Genomic DNA, 16,256 nt, shown 5'->3' on the forward strand with positions numbered 1-16,256 from the left:
TGCGCGCCTGCGCCCTCGACATCGGGGAAGGCGAAGGGACCGTGAACGCGGTTGCTGATCATTGCAGGGTCGGGCCGGATGACGACCTGCTCATCCGCTGGCCCGCCCCCGTACCGGACGGGACGCGGATCGTGCTGCGGCACGGCGCGTCCGGCGACGGCCGGGCCGAGCCCCTCACCGGCGACCGCCTCTCGGTGACCCTGCCGGTGGCCGGGCTCGCGCCGGGCGCCTGGGAGGTGCTCGTCGAGGCGGGCTCGATCGCCCGCCCGCTGCTGACCGACGACCCCGGCTTCTCCCACGACGGGCTCCGCGCCTACGCCGCCCTGCCCCGCGACCGCGCCGCACGCGTCGTCCGGCTGCCGGACGGGCGGGCGACGCTGGAGATCCACGAGGTGGTCCCGCACGCCGAGGTCGAGGCCGTGCATCCGGGCGGCGGCGACATCAGGATCGTCGGCCGGCTCGCGTACGCGGGCCCGCAGCCCGGGGAGAAGGCCCGCCTCGTCGCCGTGGCGCGCAAGCGCGAGGGCGCCGTGACGTGGGACGTCCGCCTCGACGGGACCGAGTTCGAGGCCCGCCTGGACGTCCGCGCGTTCGCCGCCTGGGAGCCCGCCCTCTGGGACCTGTGGCTGGACGTCGGCGACGCCGTGCACGCCCGCCTCGCCACCCGGCTGGACGACGCGCCGGGCAAGCGCGGCACGCTGTCCTATCCTCGGCAGGTGACCGCGTCCGCCGACCGGGAGATGACCGTGCGGCCGTACTACACGCTGGACGACGAGCTGTCGATCGCCTGCCACCTCGTCCCCGAGGACGCCGGATCGTGAAGATCACCTTCCTGCTGCTGGAGGCCTTCACGATCGACGGCACGGTGCGCACCACTTTCACGCTGGCCGACGAGCTGTCCCGGCGGCACGACGTGGAGATCGTCAGCGTGCGGCGCACGGCCGACCGGCCGGTGTTCCCGCTGTCGGACCGGGTCCGGGTGCGCTCCCTGGTCGACGTCCGGCCGGAGGCCAAGATCGGGTGGCCGAACGCCGGGCGGGCGAAACGGCTGACGGCCGAGCCGAGCGCGCTCGTCCACCCGGAGGAGCGCAGCTTCAACAAGTACTCCGCGTGGACCGACGAGCGGATCGGCCGGTTCCTGCGCAGGCTCCGCACCGACGTGCTCGTCACCACCCGCGCGGGGCTCAACCTGATGGCGGCGCGGCTGGCGCCCCGCAGGATCATCGTGGTCGGGCAGGAGCACCTCCAATTAGGCATCAACGACGCCGGGATCCTCGCCGAGATCGAGAAGTGGTACCCGCGGCTGGACGCGCTCACCTGCCTGACGGCCGCCGACACCGAGGACTACGAGCGGATGCTCCCGGACGGGTCCTGCCCCGTCCACACGATCGGGAACGGCCTGCCCGCGCGGGTGTTCCCGCGCTCCCGGCAGGAGAACAAGGTCGTCGTCGCGGCCGGGCGGGTGGTCTGGATCAAGGGCTATGACCTGCTCATCCGCGCGTTCGCGCAGGTCGTGGAGAAGCGTCCGGAGTGGCGGCTGCGGATCCACGGGGACGGCCCGCGGCGCGAGGAGCTGCGCCGCAAGGCGACGAAACTCGGGCTGTACAACAACGTGCTGATGCTGGAGCCGACCGACGACATGGAGGGCGAGCTGGCCAAGGCGTCCATCCTCGCGATGTCGTCGCGCGCCGAGCCGTTCGGCATGACGATCATCGAGGCGTTCGCGTGCGGGGTGCCGGTGGTCGCCTTCGACTGCCCGCTCGGCCCCCGCGAGATCATCACCGACGGGGTGGACGGGCTGCTCGTCCCGCCGGAGGACGTCGGGGCGCTCGCCGAGACTCTGATCCGGCTCATCGACGACGAGGAGCTGCGGCGCACGATGTCGGCGAACGCCCGCGCCTCGGCGGAGCGGTTCGACGTCTCCGTGGTGGCGGCGAAGTGGGAGCGGATGCTGGAGGGGCTGCGCGCCGCGCCCCGCCGTGACACCGGCCGCCGCTAGGACCTGACCTTCTCCCGGGACGCCGGCCGGTCGTCCTCCTCCGCGGCCTCCTCGTCCGGCCGGCGAAACGGCGGGAGCAGCGCCAGGCCGAGCGCGACGCACGCGAACGGCACCGCGGGCACGACGTACCGGTAGTCGAAGTCGGCGGTCGCGGCGGGGATCACCAGCAGCGCCAGGCTCGTCCCCCACGGGAGCAGGGCGCCGGTCCCCCAGTGCCGGACGGGGCGCAGCGGCTCCCAGCGCCCGCGGGACCTCGCGTACGGGAGGGCCGCGGCCAGCCCGCCGAGCAGCAGGACGCCGAGGATCGTCCCCGGCATGGCGACGTGATCCTGGTAGGCGAGGACCTGCCCGGCCCAGGGCCGGACGACCCTGGTCTCGCCGCCGTCGGGGTCGTACTTCTCGGCGGCGAGCGCCTGCCCGTCGCTCCACGCCTCGCCTTCGGGGAACTCGTACTGGAGCCACGTCCAGGGCGTCGGGTACGGCCCGCGGTTCCACTCGAACGCGCGCAGGGTGTCGCGGACGACGACCTTCGCGTAGTCGACGGGCTGGGCCTTGATGGCCTCCACGGCGAACTCGCCGGCGAGGTCGTCGGCCTGGTCGCCGTAGATCCAGCCTGGGATGTCGCGGAACGGGGAGTCGGGCGTCCACATGGCGGCGAACGGCCGGGAGATCCGCGGGTCGGAGCGCTCCGGGCACATGACGCGCAGCTCGGGGCGGGGCTCGATGACCCGGCAGTCGGCGAACGTCGCGGTGCGCCCGTAGAGCCAGATGCTGCCGGCCTTGGCCATCGTGAACCGGCCGTACTCCGCCTTGAACCAGAACATGTAGCCCACGATCGGCAGCGTGAACGCCATCGCGGCCGCCGCGCAGGCCCGCCAGCCCGCCCGCCGGACCAGCATCGCGACGAGGATCACGGCGATCAGCGGGAGACCCGCCGACCGCGTCAGCGCGGCGGCGGCGGCGAGCACCCCCGCCAGGGCCGCGAGCCACCATGGCGCCCGCCGCCGCCACAGGGCCGCGGCCACCGCCGCGAGCAGCAGGAAGGTGAACAGCGAGTCCGACATGAGCATGTGCTCAAGGGCGACCTGGTGGACGGGCAGGAGCACCGGGACCGTGAGCAGCGCCGCGAGCGCCCCGGGCAGCCACGCCCGCCACGCCCACCGTCCGGTCTCGGCGGACGGCGGGCCCGGCGCCACCGCCGCCCGGCCCGCCCGCCAGACCAGGACGTAGACGAGCACGCCGGTCAGCACGCCGATCGCGTGCTGCACCGACACCATCACCGTGAAGCTGTGGAACGGCTTGATCAGCCACAGCAGGAACGGGTAGCCGCTCGGACGCGTCGGCCCGGGCCGGAACTCGATCGCGGACTCCAGGTACTCGGGCGAGTCGCCGAACCACATCGGCGCCGGGTAGCCGAGAACCGCGATCACCCGGATCCAGACCGCCACCGCGAGCACGCAGGCGAACGGCAGGTGGAGCAGGAAACGGACGCGCACCCGGCAACACTACCCAGCGCGATGATCATCATGTGAACCGGCGGATCTCGGATCGGAGACATTGCCGGTGTCCTGAACCGGACAGCCGATAACATCGGACCGCTCCGCACTCTGAAAGGAACTCCATGGCGAACTTCACGCTCGATGACGTTCGGCAACGGACGTACAAGGCGCGTGACGCCTGGTGGACCGTCCTGCTGGTCGACCCGCTCGCGTCCCGGCTGGTCAGGTTCACGGCCAACCGGACGCGCGTGACCCCCAACCAGCTCACCGTGGCGGCGCTGATCCTCGGCCTCGGCGCGGGCGCGTGCTTCGCCGTCGCGTCCTGGCCGTGGCTGCTCGCCGGCGCGGTCCTGTACCACCTGTCGTTCACGCTCGACTGCATGGACGGCAAGATCGCCCGGTTGAAGGGCACCGGCTCGGTCTTCGGCGCCTGGCTCGACTACATCTTCGACCGCGTCCGCGTCCTGGCCTGCGCGATCGCGCTGATGGCCGGCCAGTACGCGGCCACCGGCAACGTCGCCTACGTCTGGACGGCCCTCGGCGTCGTCTTCCTCGACATGCTCCGCTACATGGACGCCCTGGAGATCTACAAGGTGCGCTCCCAGATGCGGTCGACGCTGAACGCGGCGCGCGAGGAGGCCCGCTCGCTCGAACTCGCGGCCCGCCGCGCCAACGGCGAGATCCCCGACGCCGACGAGGACCTGCGCTCCGCCGAGGCGCTGACCGGGGACCCCGAGGCCGACCTGGAGGACCGGGTGGTCGCCGACGACCCGGCCATCGCGGCGATGCAGCAGGGCTTCAACCAGCGCTTCCCCTGGTACGCCCGCATCCGCAACGTGCTGATGGCGGGCCGGATCCGGCCGCACCTGATCAGCGGCATCGAGTTCCAGATGGGCGTGTTCATCGTCGCGCCCATCGCCGCCGCGATCGTCTCCGGCGCCATCATCCCCGTGGTGATGGTCAGCGGCGCCGGCCTGCTGGTCTTCGAGCTGATCATCATCTACAAGTTCTGGCTGTCCAGCCGCGACTACAGCCGGAGCCTCGCCAAGCTGAACGCCAAGATCGAGACCTACCGCTCCGAGCTTCCGGCCGAGTACGCCGAGGCCGCCGTGGGCAGCTCCGGCTGACCCGGCGGCCCGGCGCGGCCCGGCCCGATGCGATCCGGCTACGCCTTCTGCGCGGTGACCAGCAGGTACTCCCAGTCCAGGGTCAGGCCCGTGCCTCCCTGATCGTGGTCGCGGGCGAGGTCGGCCAGCGCCTGGTCGAGGTCGGCGACCTTGCCGGGGTCGTCCGCGATGCGGTCGTAGACGGCGATCGTCGGGCCGTAGCGGCTCTTGAAGTAGTCGCGGAAGCCGTCCGGCTTCTCGAAGAGGTCGACCCGGACCGTCTCCCGCCGGACCGTGACGCCGGTGACGCGGTCGCCGAGCAGCGCCCGGACGTGGCCGGGGTCGCCCCAGAGCGGCGGCGGCTGCGCACCCGGCGGGGGCGGCGGCGCGTAGGGCTTCATCGTCGCGAACATCCGGCCGATGAAGCCCTCCGGCGTCCAGTTGAGCAGGCCGATCGTGCCGCCCGGCCGGCAGACGCGCACCAGCTCGTCCGCCGCGGCCTGGTGGTGCGGGGCGAACATGACGCCCACGCAGGACAGGACGGTGTCGAACTCGTTCTCCGCGAACGGCAGGGCCTCGGCGTCGGCCTCCCGCCACCGCAGCGTCGCGCCGCGGCGCGCCGCCGCGTCCCTGCCGGCGTCCAGCAGTTCCGGCGTCAGGTCGCTCGCGACCACGTCGGCGCCCGCGAGCGCGGCGGCGACGGCGGCGTTCCCCGCGCCCGCCGCGACGTCCAGCACCCGCTCGCCGGGGCCGACCCCGGCGGCCTGGACCAGGACGCGGCCCAGGTCCGGGATGACCTCCGCGGCCAGCTCCGGATAGTCCCCCAGCGCCCACATCCTCCGGTGCGCGGTCTTCAGCGCGTCCCCCATGACGGCTCCCCTCGTGTCGAGGTGTCCACGCTAGGAGCCGGGCGAGCGCGCTCCTAGTACAGGATCTGTACCGGGATCTGGTGGTTGGAAGCGCGGCGACCTAGCCTTCCCGGTATGGGGGCTTCGTACTACCAGTTCTGTCCCGTCGCCAAGGCGATGGAACTGCTCGACGAGCGCTGGACGCTGCTGATCGTCCGCGAGCTGCTGTCCGGGAGCGAGCGCTTCAACGAGGTGCGCCGCGGCGTGCCGCGCATGTCGCCCACGCTCCTCGCCAAGCGCCTGAACCAGCTGGTCCGGGCGGGGGTGGTCGACAAGCGGGGCGACCGCTACGTGCTGACCCCGGCGGGCGAGGAGCTGCGCCCCGTCGTGGAGGCCCTGGCGGTGTGGGGGCTCCGCTGGATCGGCGAGCTGGGCGACCGGGACCTCGACCCGAAGCTGCTCCTCTGGGACATGCGCCGCAACGTCGACCACGGCAACGTCCCGGACGGCCGGACCGTGATCCTCTTCGCCTTCGAGGACGTCCCGGCGCGCGCCCGCCACTGGTGGTTCGTCCTCTCGGCCGGCGGCGCCGATGTGTGCGACGAGGACCCCGGCCACGACGTCTCGGTCACGGTGGCCACCGCCCTGCGCACCATGGTCCGGATCTGGCGAGGCGACCTCCGCTGGCCCGAGGCCCTCCGCTCCGGGGCCGTCGACATCCAGGGGCCGGAGCCGCTGCGCCGCGGCCTGCCCGGCTGGTTCGCGCTCTCCCCCTTCGCCTCCGTCCCTCGCCCCGCCCTCCAGGGCTGAGCTGCACGGCCGGACTACAGGGCCCCGGCGAGGAGGTCCGTCCACTGGCGGCAGACCTCGTCCAGGCCGTAGGCGGACGTCACCTGGCCGCGGGCCGCCTCGGCGTCGTCCTGCCAGCGGTCCAGGGCGACCGTCGTGGCGATGGACGCGGCCATGGCCGCGGTGTCCTCGTGGATCCAGCGCGGGTCGTAGATGGTGTCGGCGCCGGGCCACGGGAGCAGGGCCGGGACGGCGCCGGACGCCATGCCTTCAGCGGGGGCCAGGTGGAAGCTCTCGTCGTCGCTCGTGGAGAGGACGAAGCCGATGCGGCGCAGCCAGGACGCCACATCACGGCCGTAGGAGTCGAAGACGACGCCTCCGGACAGCAGGCGGGACCGGCGGATGCGCCGGAAGACCTTGTCGTAGTGGGCCCGCTCCTCCTCCTTCTGCCAGATCCACCAGTACTCCCAGGGGAGCTTGGACTTGACGAAGAGGGTGAAGCGGGGGTCGTCGCGGCGCAGCTCCTCGACGACGTCCAGCGCGAGGTCCAGGCGCTTGCGGGAGGGCGCGATGCCGATCATCCCGAGGTGGTGCTCGGCGCCGGGGAGCTTGGCGCGGTCGAGCTGGTGGTCGTCCACCCAGTTCGGGATCGTGACGACCTTGGCGTCCGGCCAGCCGGTGATCTCCCGCGTCAGCGAGGAGTAGTGCGGGCTGACGCAGACCACCCGGTCGACGGCGTCGATGTCGAGCTGCTTCGGCCAGTTCGCGTACAGCTCGAAGCGGTGGAGCCGGACGACGAGGCGCTGGTCCGGGCGTTTGCGCGCGGCGAACCAGAGGGCGTTCGGGCCGCACCACTCGCAGACGACGACGTCCGCCCAGTCGACGAGGTCCTGGCTGCGCTTCTCGTCGTGGGCCTTCAGGGCGGCCCAGTGGTCGACGCGGACCTCCATGTCGGGACGCGAGCTGAGGTAGTCGAGGAGGCGGGTGAAGAACTTCAGGTCATGGCCCGCCACCCCCACGCGGAGGCGGCGCTCCTTGACGGCCATGACCTTGGCGGACGGTTCGGGGAAGGCCTGGGACAGGTACGCGCGGAGCCGCCCGGCGGCGGCGTCCAGGGTGAACCCGGCGGCGGCCGCGCGGCAGCGGTCCGCGGCGAGGGTGAAGACCTCGGGGTTCTTGCCGATGAGGGTCAGGGAGTCCAGGACGTCGTCCTCGGTGGCGGCGAAGAGCGGGTAGTCGGCGCCGAGGAGCCGCTCGTGCATGGGGGTGCGGTTGAGGACGACCGGGACGCCGAGCGCCCCGCACTCCAGGACCTTCGTGGACAGTTCGAGGCTCGTGTCCATGGACGGGTCGCGCCAGGACAGGCCCACGTCGCCGGCGGCGGTCAGGCGCATCGCCTCGGCGCGGGGGTGGCCGCCGTGCCAGACGACGCCCTGGCCCGTCTCCAGCGCGGTCCGCATCCGGGCCGCGAAACCGGGGTCGGACGGGTCGTCGTGGATCTTGTCGCCCACCATGTGGAGTTCGGCGTCCACGCCGCGGACGGAGAGCAGGCGCGGGAGCGACGTCATCTCGTAGGTGTTCCAGCGCGGGGCGAACTTGCCCGTGTAGACGAGGCGGAGCGGGCCGTCCGGCGGTCCGGCGGGACGGGGCTCCAGGCCCTCGGGAAGCACCACGACCGGCGGGAACAGCACGCTCTTCCCGGCCGTGGCCGGGACCGCGCCCTCCAGGAACCCGCGCAGCTCCTCGGTCTGGCACAGCAGGACGCGGGAGGCGTCGGCGATCCGGCGCAGCTCGCCCTTGGCCGAGGCGCCGAACTCGGCCGCGGACTGGGGGACGTCGGTGAGGTACGTCCAGAGCCGCCCGGCGAGCGGGCCCATGGCCAGCTTGCCCGCGAGGCGGCGGCCCCGGACCACGACGAGGTCGTGCGGGTTCTCCGCGTCGACGCGGGCGAGGATCGCGGCGGCGTGCCGGGGCACCATGCCGCCGGGGCCGTCGAACAGCCCCTCGGCGTGCGGGCTGCGGACGGTGACGCCGGGCAGGGCGCGCAGCGGGTCGACGAGCCGGCCGGTCCGCACGGGCGCCTTGAGGACCAGGGTCACCTCGCAGCCGGCGCGGGCGAGCGCCTGGACCATGCCCTGGGCCCAGATCGCCGAACCGTCGATCATGTTGAGGTCGACGTCGCCGTAGACGAGGGCGCGTGGTCGCACGGTGGTTCCTTTCAACTGACCGGCTCCAGGATTTCCACGAGCCGGCCCGGCGTCGTGGCGGTGGCGTCCCAGCGCAGGGACGCGAGGGTGGCGGGCGGCGCCTCGCCCCACAGAACGAGCGGAAGCGAGCGCGCGGCGGCGATCCGGCGGATCTCGTCCAGCGCGAGATCGCGGTCGTACATGCCGGGCACGCCCAGGTACGCCCAGGGACCGCCGGGCTCGCCGGCCGCCGCGTCCACCACGACCATGTCCACGTCGGCGGAGCCGAGGGCGGTCGCGGCGTCGTGCGGGTACAGCGGGACGACCTTGGCGTGCGCGGCGAGCGCGGACGCCGTGGCGGGGTTCAGCACGCCCGCGATGATCAGGCCGTCCTGCACCCCCGCGACGAGCAGGCGGTTCTCCGGGCGGTCGGCGCGATCGGGCTGGACGCCGCCCGCGCCGCCCGAGCCGGACGCCGGCACCGGCGCGTTGCGCTTGCGCCACAGCCGGTACAGGTCCTTGGGCAGGCGCTTGCCGCGCTTCGGGTTGCGGGCGGCGCCCGCGACGAAGCCGGCCGAACTGGACGGCCGTCGAGGTCTCCAGCGCGGCGAGCCGCTTCTCCATCTCGCCGAGCCGCGCCTCGCGCTCCCGCAGCGTGGCCTTCAGCCGCGCGACCTGCTGGTACGCCTTGGCGTCCCGGGCTGCGTCAGTCACTCAGGTACTCCATGATCACTTCGGCGATGCGGGGCCCGGCCTGGCCGTCCCAGAGGGGCGGCCTGCGGTCCCCCGCCCCAGCGCCCGACTCTCCGTCGCTCAGGGGGGACGACCCCCCTGGCCCCCCGTCCAAGCATTTGCGAACCCCAGGCACCAGATCCTTGAACGTGACGAGCCGGTTGGTGCCGTGCGTGATGGTGATCGGCCGCTCGGTGTTCGGGCGGACGGTCAGGCACGGCACCCCGAGGATCGTCGTCTCCTCCTGGAGGCCGCCCGAGTCGGTGACGACCGCCGCCGCGCCCCGCACCGCCGCGATGAAGTCGACGTACCCGAGCGGCTCCAGGATGTGCACCCCGGCGTGCTCGTCCAGGCCGGCGGCCAGCAGGTTCGCCCGGCCGCGCGGGTGGACGGGGATGACCAGGTCGGCGAGGTCGGCGACGCCGTGCAGGTGCCGGACGAGGACCGCCGCCGTCTCCGGGGCGTCCACGTTCGCGGGGCGGTGCATGGTCGCGAGGACGTACCGCTCCGGCAGCCCGTGGGCCTCGCGCACCGCGGCCGTGTCGAAGGAGTCCAGGTTCGCCAGCAGCGTGTCGATCATCGGGTTGCCGACCAGGTGCGTCCGCTCCACCGGGACGCCCTCGGCGGCCAGGTGCCCGATCCCCTCCGGGCTGGTGACGAAGCACAGCGCGGACAGCTGGTCGGTGACCCGGCGGTTCACCTCCTCGGGCATGGTCATGTCGAAGCTGCGCAGCCCGGCCTCCACATGGGCGACCGGGATGTGCAGCTTGGCCGCGACGAGGGCGGCGGCGATCGTCGAGTTCACGTCGCCGTACACGATGGCGAGCGCGGGTGAACGCCCGGTGAACTCCCGCTCCAGCCCGATCATCAGCGCGGCGGTCTGCTCGGCGTGCCCGCCGGAGCCGACGCCGAGGTTGACGTCGGGCTCGGGCAGCCCCAGCTCGTCGAAGAAGATCTCCGACATCCGCGCGTCGTAGTGCTGGCCGGTGTGGATCACGGTCTGCTCGGCGCCGGCGGCGCGCAGCGCGGAGATCACCGGCGCGGCCTTGACGAAGTTCGGCCGCGCCCCGAGGACGTGCACGATGGGTGCCAACACGATTTCCCTTCTGTTCATCGGGCTTGCCTAACGTCCGGCCCTGTGGCCGAGAAATCCGTGAAGAAGTCCGTCTACCTGGCCGGGCTCGCCTGGCGGCAGCTCCGCGACGACCCCGGCCGGGCGTCCCGGCTGGCCGTCCGGCTGGCCGCCCGCACCCCGGCGGGCGCCCGGCTGCGGCGCTCCCGCCTCGCCGTCCCGAGGCCCAGGGACGTCCGGCGCGAGACGCGGGACCTGCGCCTGCTGCTGGACGAGCCCTCGCGGCCGCGCGAGCGCCGGGCCGTCCAGGGCGGGACCGTGCTGCAGTTCGTCACGAACGCGCTGCCGCGCACGAACGCGGGCTACACCGTCCGCACGCACCGGATCGCGCTCGCGCAGCGGGCCATGGGCCTCGACCCGCACATCGTGACCCGGCTCGGGTATCCGCTCAGCCAGGGGATCGGCGACGCGCGGGCGCGGGTGGACGTGGACGGCGTCCCGTACCACCGGCTGCTGTCCTGGATGCCGGAGGCCGATCCGCGGCGCGTCGTGGAGAAGAGCGCCGACCTCGCGGGCCGGCTGGTGGAGGAGCTGCGCCCGGCGGTCCTGCACGCGGTCAGCAACCACCTGAACGCGGCCGTCGCGCTGGAGCTCGGACGGCGGCACGGGCTGCCCGTCGTGTACGAGGTGCGCGGCTTCCTGGAGGACTCGTGGCTGTCGCGCGACCCCGCGCACGACGAGGCCGACGACTTCTACCGGCTGACCCGCGAGCTGGAGACCCGCCGCATGGCCGAGGCGGACGCGGTCGTCACGCTGGGCGAGGCGATGCGGGCGGAGATCGCGTCCCGCGGCGTCCCGGCGGAGAAGATCTTCACGGTGCCGAACGGGGTGGACGAGGCGTTCCTGGAGCCGCTCCCGGACGCGTCCGGCCTGCGCGAGCGGCTCGCCGTCCCGCCGGGCGCCACCGTCGTCGGGCTCACCTCGTCCTTCTACGGATACGAGGGCATCGACACGCTCATCGACGCGGCGGCGCTGCTCCGCGACCGCGGCGCGCCCGTCACGCTGCTGCTGGTCGGGGACGGCCCGGAGCGCGGCGCGCTGGAACGGCGCGCGGCCGGGCACGGCGTTCACGCCGTGTTCACCGGACGGGTGCCGATGGAGCAGGTTCGCCGCTATCACGCCGTCCTCGATGTGTTCGCGGTCCCGCGCAGGGCGGACCGGGTCTGCCAGTTGGTGACGCCCCTGAAACCGATCGAGGCGATGGCCGGGGGAATCCCGGTAATAGCCAGTGATGTCAAGGCTCTGCGCGAAATCGTGGAACCGGGCGTGACCGGCGCGTTAACAGTTCCGGAAGACCCGGAAGCATGGGCGAATTGCCTGGAAGATCTGGCTTACAGTCCGGAAAGAAGACAGAAAATCGGGCGGTCGGCCCGCGAATGGGTCGCGGCGGAACGCACCTGGCGCGCCGTGACGGCCGGATACCGGGCCGCCTACCGAAGGACATAGACCGAAGGGAGCCGGCCGCGTGGATCTTGTGGTCATCGGACTCGGCTACGTGGGCCTGCCGCTCGTGCGGGAGGCCTGCCGGGCCGGCCTGCGGGCCGGCGGGCTGGACCGGGACGCGCGGGTGGTCGCCGGGCTGAAGGCCGGGCTGTCGCACGTCGACGACGTGTCGCCCGGCGAGGTCGAGCGGATGCTGGCCGCCGGGTTCGCGCCGAGCCTCGACGAGGACGTCCTGGACGGCGCCCGCACCGTGGTGATCTGCGTGCCGACGCCGCTGTCGCCCGAGGGCGGCCCCGACCTGACGGCGGTCCGCGGCGCCGCCGAGACCGTCGCCCGGCATCTGGAACCGGGGACGCTGGTGGTCCTAGAGTCGACCACCTACCCCGGCACGACCGAGGAGGTCGTCCGGCCGATCCTGGAGACGTCCGGCCTGGTCGCCGGGGAGGAGTTCCACCTGGCGTTCTCGCCGGAGCGGATCGACCCCGGCAACCCGGTGTACGGCGTCCGCAACACCCCGAAGATCGTGGGCGGGCTCGGCCCGGCGTGCGCGTCGGCGGCCGCGGCCTTCTACGGCAAGTTCGTCGACCGGGTCGTGCAGGCCAAGGGGACGCGCGAGGCCGAGATGGCCAAGCTGCTGGAGAACACCTACCGGCACGTCAACATCGCGCTGGTCAACGAGATGGCGGTGTTCTGCAACGAGCTGGGCATCGACCTGTGGGACGCGATCGACTGCGCGGCCACCAAGCCGTTCGGGTTCCAGGCGTTCCGGCCGGGGCCGGGCGTCGGCGGGCACTGCATCCCGATCGACCCGAACTACCTGTCGTACAAGGTCCGCTCGCTGGGCTACCCGTTCCGGTTCGTGGAGCTGGCCCAGGAGATCAACGACCGGATGCCCCGGTACGTGGCGGAACGCGCGCAGCAGCTGCTGAACCGGGAGGGGCGCGCGCTCAAGGGCGCCCGGGTCCTGCTGCTCGGCGTCACCTACAAGGCCGACATCGCCGACCAGCGCGAGTCGCCGGCCCGCCCGGTGGCCCGGCGGCTGGCCCGGCTCGGCGCCGAGCTGTCGTTCCACGACCCGCTCGTCGCGTCGTGGGACGTCGACGGGACGCCGGTGCCGCCCGCCGGAGACGACCTCCCCGCCGCCCTGGAGGCGGCCGATCTGGCGATCGTGCTGGCCGACCACGCCGCCTACGACGCGGCGACGCTGGCCCGGCACGCGCGGCTGCTCTTCGACACCCGGGGCCGCACCAGGAACGTCCAATCGGACACCGTCGAGCTTCTCTAGCAGACGGGAACGAGTCGCCCGGCAGCGTCCATGTCAGGGACAGCGGGAATTCATCGGCAATTTCCATCGACGTCCGAGACTCGGCGGCGAGGGCACGTTTTTCGGCATGTTGCGGAGTGAGTGTTATGCGGGTCTGCGTCTGCACGGTGGTGCACCATCCCGAGGACGCGCGCATTCTGCACCGGCAGATACGCGCGCTGCTCGACGCCGGCCATGAGGTCACATATATCGCGCCATTCCGGGCATGCAATGCGACGCCGTGGCGGCAGATCAGCCCGGTGGACATCCCGCGCGCCACGGGGCGGCGGCGCCTGCGGGCCCTGCGCGCCGCCCACCGGGCCCTCGCCGAGCACGCCTCCTACGCCGACCTGATCCTGCTGCACGACCCCGAGCTGCTGGTGTCCCTCCCCCGCCAGGTCCGCGAGCGGACGGTCGTCTGGGACGTCCACGAGGACACCGCCGCCGCCCTCACCGCCAAGGGCTGGCTGCCGGGCCCGGCCCGGCCCGTGCTGCGCCCGGCCGTGCACCGCCTGGAGCGGCGCAGCGAGCGGCGGCACCGGCTGCTGCTCGCCGAGGAGGGCTACCGGTCCCGGTTCCGCGAGGACCACCCGGTCGTGCCGAACACCACCTACGTCTCCGACCTGCCCCCGGGCCCGCCGGACGGCCGCCGCGCCGTGTACGTCGGGCAGCTGTCCCGGGCCCGCGGCGCCCTCGACATGATCGAGATGGCCCGCACGCTGACCGCCGCGGGCGTGCTGGTCGAGCTGATCGGCGCGGCCGACGCCGACGTCCGGGAGGAGCTGCGGGAGGCGCAGCGCGAGGGGATCGTGCGCTGGTACGGGTTCGTCCCGAACGACCGGGCGCTGCGCATCGCCGAGGGCGCGATGGCCGGGCTGGCGCTGCTGCACGACGAGCCCAACTACCGGCACTCGATGCCGACGAAGGTCGTGGAGTACATGGCCCGCGGCGTGCCGGTGGTCAGCACGCCGAACCCGCCGGCCGTGGACATCGTCGAGCCCGCCGGATGCGGGCTGATCGTCCCGTTCGGCGACCCGGAGGCCGCCGCCAAGGCCGTGCTGCGGCTGCGGGACGGCCCCGACCTCCGCGCCGACCTCGGCAGGCGGGGCTACGAGGCCGCCCGGCAGCGGTTCCACTGGCCCGTCCACGCCGAGCGCTTCGTCGCCCAGCTGGAGGCCTGGGCGGGCCGCTCCCCGAGCGCCGCGCCGGACCCGGAGCCCGAGGCGCGGCCGGTGCCCGAGTTCTGAGCCGGCCGCCCTGTCGGGGGGCGGGTGGCGCGTCAGGACGGGTGGTGCAGCCGGTAGGCGACCGACCGGGCGACGCGGGCCGCCGCCCCGGGCGGGCGGCTGGCCTCGACCGCCACGACGTACCGGCCCACCCGCAGCACGATCATCCCGGCCGCCGGGCCGATCTCGTACGCCTCGTCGGCGCCGATGTCGGGGCGCCGCCGCGCCTGCGCCTGCGTGGCCTGGAGGGCGTCCAGCATCCGCGAGGCCGCCTGGTCGGTGTCGCCCACCCAGCGGACGCTGACCGCGAGGCCGCGGACCGTCATGTCCGGCCGGCCGGTCTCCTCCGGGCTCGCCGACGGATCGGGCGCCGCGGACCCGGTCGCGCTCGGCTCCGGCTCGGGCGACGCCCGCTCGCCGGGCTCCGGCGGGTCCTCCGGCTTCGCCTTGCGGCGCGGTTCGTAGGCGCACGAGACCGGGTGCGGCAGCTTCACCGTCCCGGCGGAAGTGCGCCGCGGCCGGGTGACGTGGTCGGTCAGCCGGGCGGCGGCCAGGTCGGGTTTCCTCAGCAGGGCGCACGCGTCCGGCCAGTCCGCCACCGGGACGCCGCCGAGCTCGGCCGGGCCGGGGCCGGTGAGCCCGCCGCGCAGCGCCAGCAGCCGCGCCGCGCCGTCCGGGCGGGGCGCCGCCTGCGGGACGGCCACGTACAGCAGCCCGCCCGCCGCCGCCAGCCACGGCCGGGCGCCCGGCAGGTCGGGGTCCAGCGAGAACGGCACCGGCGCGGTCGTGGCGCCCCCGCCGCCGGGGTCCACGATGTCGACGGCCGCCGGCAGCAGGTCGGCCGACAGCCGGGGGCGCAGCGCGAACACGCGCCCGCCGGCCTGGGCGAGCGCCGCGTACGCGGGCACGTCGCGGCCCCACCGGACGCGCCCGGTCGAGACGTCCACCGCCTCCATGCGGGCGTCGTCCGGGCCGGAGCCCTCCGGGTGGTAGACGACCAGGAGCCGGTCCGAGACCCGCACGCCGGGGCACATCAGGTCGCCGCACACCCCGTCGCCCTTCCAGACCCCGACCTGGCGCCCCTTGTCGTCGTAGGCGCGCAGGGCCGTCCCGTCGGAGGCGAGGGTGACGCCGTCCAGCATCGACACCTCGGGCGACTCCCTGGACCCGAGGCGCCGGTCCCAGCGCACGGCGCCCTTCGCCGGATCGACGGCGAGGAGCCGGCTGCCCGCCCCCTCCTTCCCCGCGGCCGCCGTGCAGTGCAGGCCCAGCGCCGCGAGGCTCTCCCGGCCGTCGGACGGGTGCGCGCCGCCCTCGAACAGCCGGCAGCCGCGCGGCAGGGCCATCCGCCACACCCGGTTGCCGGAGACGGCCGAGACCCCGAACAGCGTCCGCCGCGCGTCGTCGGTGGTGAGCAGCACGTCCGACCCGGCGGGCCAGCGCAGCGTCGTCCGGGAGACGGCGGCGGGACGCTCCCCCTCGCGCCGCCACAGCAGGCCGCCCGACAGCGCGTCGAACGCGACGAGCACCCGGTCCGTCCGGTCGCCGTCCCGCTCGAAGTAGGCGACCAGCCGGGACCCGGTGGACGCCCAGCCGAGCAGCGTCCACCCGGAGCGGCGGTAGCTCCAGCGGCCGTCACCGGTGCGCGCGTCCCGCACCTCGACGCCGTTCCCGGACGCCGTCACGACCTGCCCCTGCGCGACCTCGTGCGCGATGCCGTCGTAGCCGGCGACGGAGCCGTGGTGGGTGCGCGTCGTCCGCTCCCAGCTCACGGCGAGCGGGCCCGGCGGCGGCCCCACCTCGCTCTGCGGGGTGACGGGGGTCCCGGTGACGGTGTGGCGGACCTGCCACCACTCGGCGCGCAGGACGTACTTGTCGACGAGCACGACACACAGCACCACGGCCACCACCGCGGAGACCAGCCCGAGAGCGACGCGGACCCTGCCCACGGACTCCGGTCGGCCGTCAGGCCGCTGCCGGCTCCCGACCACGA

The 16,256-nt window shown here is 74.0% G+C and carries 13 protein-coding genes; 7 read left to right on the top strand and 6 right to left on the bottom strand.

Annotated elements, in window-relative coordinates; all coding sequences use genetic code 11:
* Window positions 1–41 precede the first annotated feature (41 nt).
* The gene (locus K8Z49_RS21175) at window positions 42–821 is read left to right on the top strand and encodes a hypothetical protein (RefSeq protein WP_143118345.1); all 780 of its coding nucleotides are present in this window, start codon (window positions 42–44) and stop codon (window positions 819–821) included.
* The gene (locus K8Z49_RS21180; protein WP_412520432.1) at window positions 818–1,999 is read left to right on the top strand and encodes a glycosyltransferase family 4 protein; all 1,182 of its coding nucleotides are present in this window, start codon (window positions 818–820) and stop codon (window positions 1,997–1,999) included. Before K8Z49_RS21175 ends, K8Z49_RS21180 begins: the two co-directional genes overlap by 4 nt.
* Here the strand turns inward: K8Z49_RS21180 and K8Z49_RS21185 are convergent.
* Entirely contained in the window at window positions 1,996–3,495 is a 1,500-nt protein-coding gene (locus tag K8Z49_RS21185; RefSeq protein WP_412520434.1) for a hypothetical protein, read from the bottom strand. The genes K8Z49_RS21180 and K8Z49_RS21185 overlap by 4 nt on opposite strands.
* A gap of 125 nt (window positions 3,496–3,620) precedes the next feature.
* Between K8Z49_RS21185 and K8Z49_RS21190 the strand changes: the two genes are divergently transcribed.
* On the top strand, window positions 3,621–4,625 hold the full coding sequence (locus tag K8Z49_RS21190; RefSeq protein ID WP_021599346.1) for a CDP-alcohol phosphatidyltransferase family protein: 1,005 nt from the start codon (window positions 3,621–3,623) through the stop codon (window positions 4,623–4,625).
* A gap of 38 nt (window positions 4,626–4,663) precedes the next feature.
* Here K8Z49_RS21190 and K8Z49_RS21195 read toward each other — a convergent pair whose 3' ends face one another.
* Window positions 4,664–5,473, bottom strand: coding sequence for a class I SAM-dependent methyltransferase (locus K8Z49_RS21195; RefSeq protein ID WP_412520437.1), 810 nt, complete (start codon window positions 5,471–5,473; stop codon window positions 4,664–4,666).
* A 114-nt stretch (window positions 5,474–5,587) separates the two neighbouring features.
* On the opposite strand from K8Z49_RS21195, the gene K8Z49_RS21200 reads away from it, so the two are divergent.
* Entirely contained in the window at window positions 5,588–6,262 is a 675-nt protein-coding gene (locus K8Z49_RS21200; RefSeq protein WP_075020697.1) for a winged helix-turn-helix transcriptional regulator, read from the top strand.
* Between the two features lie 14 nt (window positions 6,263–6,276).
* Here the strand turns inward: K8Z49_RS21200 and K8Z49_RS21205 are convergent, their stop codons facing one another.
* The 3 genes from K8Z49_RS21205 to wecB form a co-directional block, all read right to left on the bottom strand.
* Window positions 6,277–8,406: a glycosyltransferase family 1 protein gene (locus tag K8Z49_RS21205; protein WP_412521113.1), complete on the bottom strand. Its 2,130-nt coding sequence runs from the start codon at window positions 8,404–8,406 to the stop codon at window positions 6,277–6,279.
* Window positions 8,407–8,459: 53 nt separating this feature from the next.
* A complete protein-coding gene (locus K8Z49_RS21210; protein WP_412520439.1) occupies window positions 8,460–8,909 on the bottom strand; it encodes a hypothetical protein in 450 nt (149 codons plus the stop codon).
* 224 nt (window positions 8,910–9,133) lie between these two features.
* On the bottom strand, window positions 9,134–10,273 hold the full coding sequence (gene wecB / locus K8Z49_RS21215) for a non-hydrolyzing UDP-N-acetylglucosamine 2-epimerase (protein WP_033330215.1): 1,140 nt from the start codon (window positions 10,271–10,273) through the stop codon (window positions 9,134–9,136).
* 24 nt (window positions 10,274–10,297) lie between these two features.
* Here wecB and K8Z49_RS21220 point away from each other — a divergent pair, with 24 nt between their 5' ends.
* From K8Z49_RS21220 to K8Z49_RS21230, 3 genes are all read left to right on the top strand, one after another.
* Window positions 10,298–11,737 (top strand): glycosyltransferase family 4 protein, encoded by a 1,440-nt coding sequence (locus K8Z49_RS21220; protein ID WP_244938439.1) that lies wholly within the window; start codon window positions 10,298–10,300, stop codon window positions 11,735–11,737.
* Between the two features lie 19 nt (window positions 11,738–11,756).
* The gene (locus tag K8Z49_RS21225; protein WP_024934309.1) at window positions 11,757–13,019 is read left to right on the top strand and encodes a nucleotide sugar dehydrogenase; all 1,263 of its coding nucleotides are present in this window, start codon (window positions 11,757–11,759) and stop codon (window positions 13,017–13,019) included.
* A 125-nt stretch (window positions 13,020–13,144) separates the two neighbouring features.
* Entirely contained in the window at window positions 13,145–14,284 is a 1,140-nt protein-coding gene (locus K8Z49_RS21230; RefSeq protein ID WP_075020695.1) for a glycosyltransferase, read from the top strand.
* Between the two features lie 32 nt (window positions 14,285–14,316).
* Here the strand turns inward: K8Z49_RS21230 and K8Z49_RS21235 are convergent, their stop codons facing one another.
* A complete protein-coding gene (locus K8Z49_RS21235; RefSeq protein ID WP_412520442.1) occupies window positions 14,317–16,212 on the bottom strand; it encodes a PQQ-binding-like beta-propeller repeat protein in 1,896 nt (631 codons plus the stop codon).
* Window positions 16,213–16,256 lie beyond the last annotated feature (44 nt).

The organism is Actinomadura madurae (assembly GCF_047130825.1).
Lineage (GTDB): Bacteria > Actinomycetota > Actinomycetes > Streptosporangiales > Streptosporangiaceae > Spirillospora > Spirillospora madurae.

Bases quoted from the DNA above. Each gene is read 5' to 3' on its own strand.
- K8Z49_RS21190 (WP_021599346.1), top strand. From the start codon at position 3,621: ATGGCGAACTTCACGCTCGATGACGTTCGGCAACGGACGTACAAGGCG.
- K8Z49_RS21195 (WP_412520437.1), bottom strand. From the start codon at position 5,473: ATGGGGGACGCGCTGAAGACCGCGCACCGGAGGATGTGGGCGCTGGGG.
- K8Z49_RS21200 (WP_075020697.1), top strand. From the start codon at position 5,588: ATGGGGGCTTCGTACTACCAGTTCTGTCCCGTCGCCAAGGCGATGGAA.
- K8Z49_RS21205 (WP_412521113.1), bottom strand. From the start codon at position 8,406: ATGATCGACGGTTCGGCGATCTGGGCCCAGGGCATGGTCCAGGCGCTC.
- wecB (WP_033330215.1), bottom strand. From the start codon at position 10,273: ATGAACAGAAGGGAAATCGTGTTGGCACCCATCGTGCACGTCCTCGGG.
- K8Z49_RS21230 (WP_075020695.1), top strand. From the start codon at position 13,145: ATGCGGGTCTGCGTCTGCACGGTGGTGCACCATCCCGAGGACGCGCGC.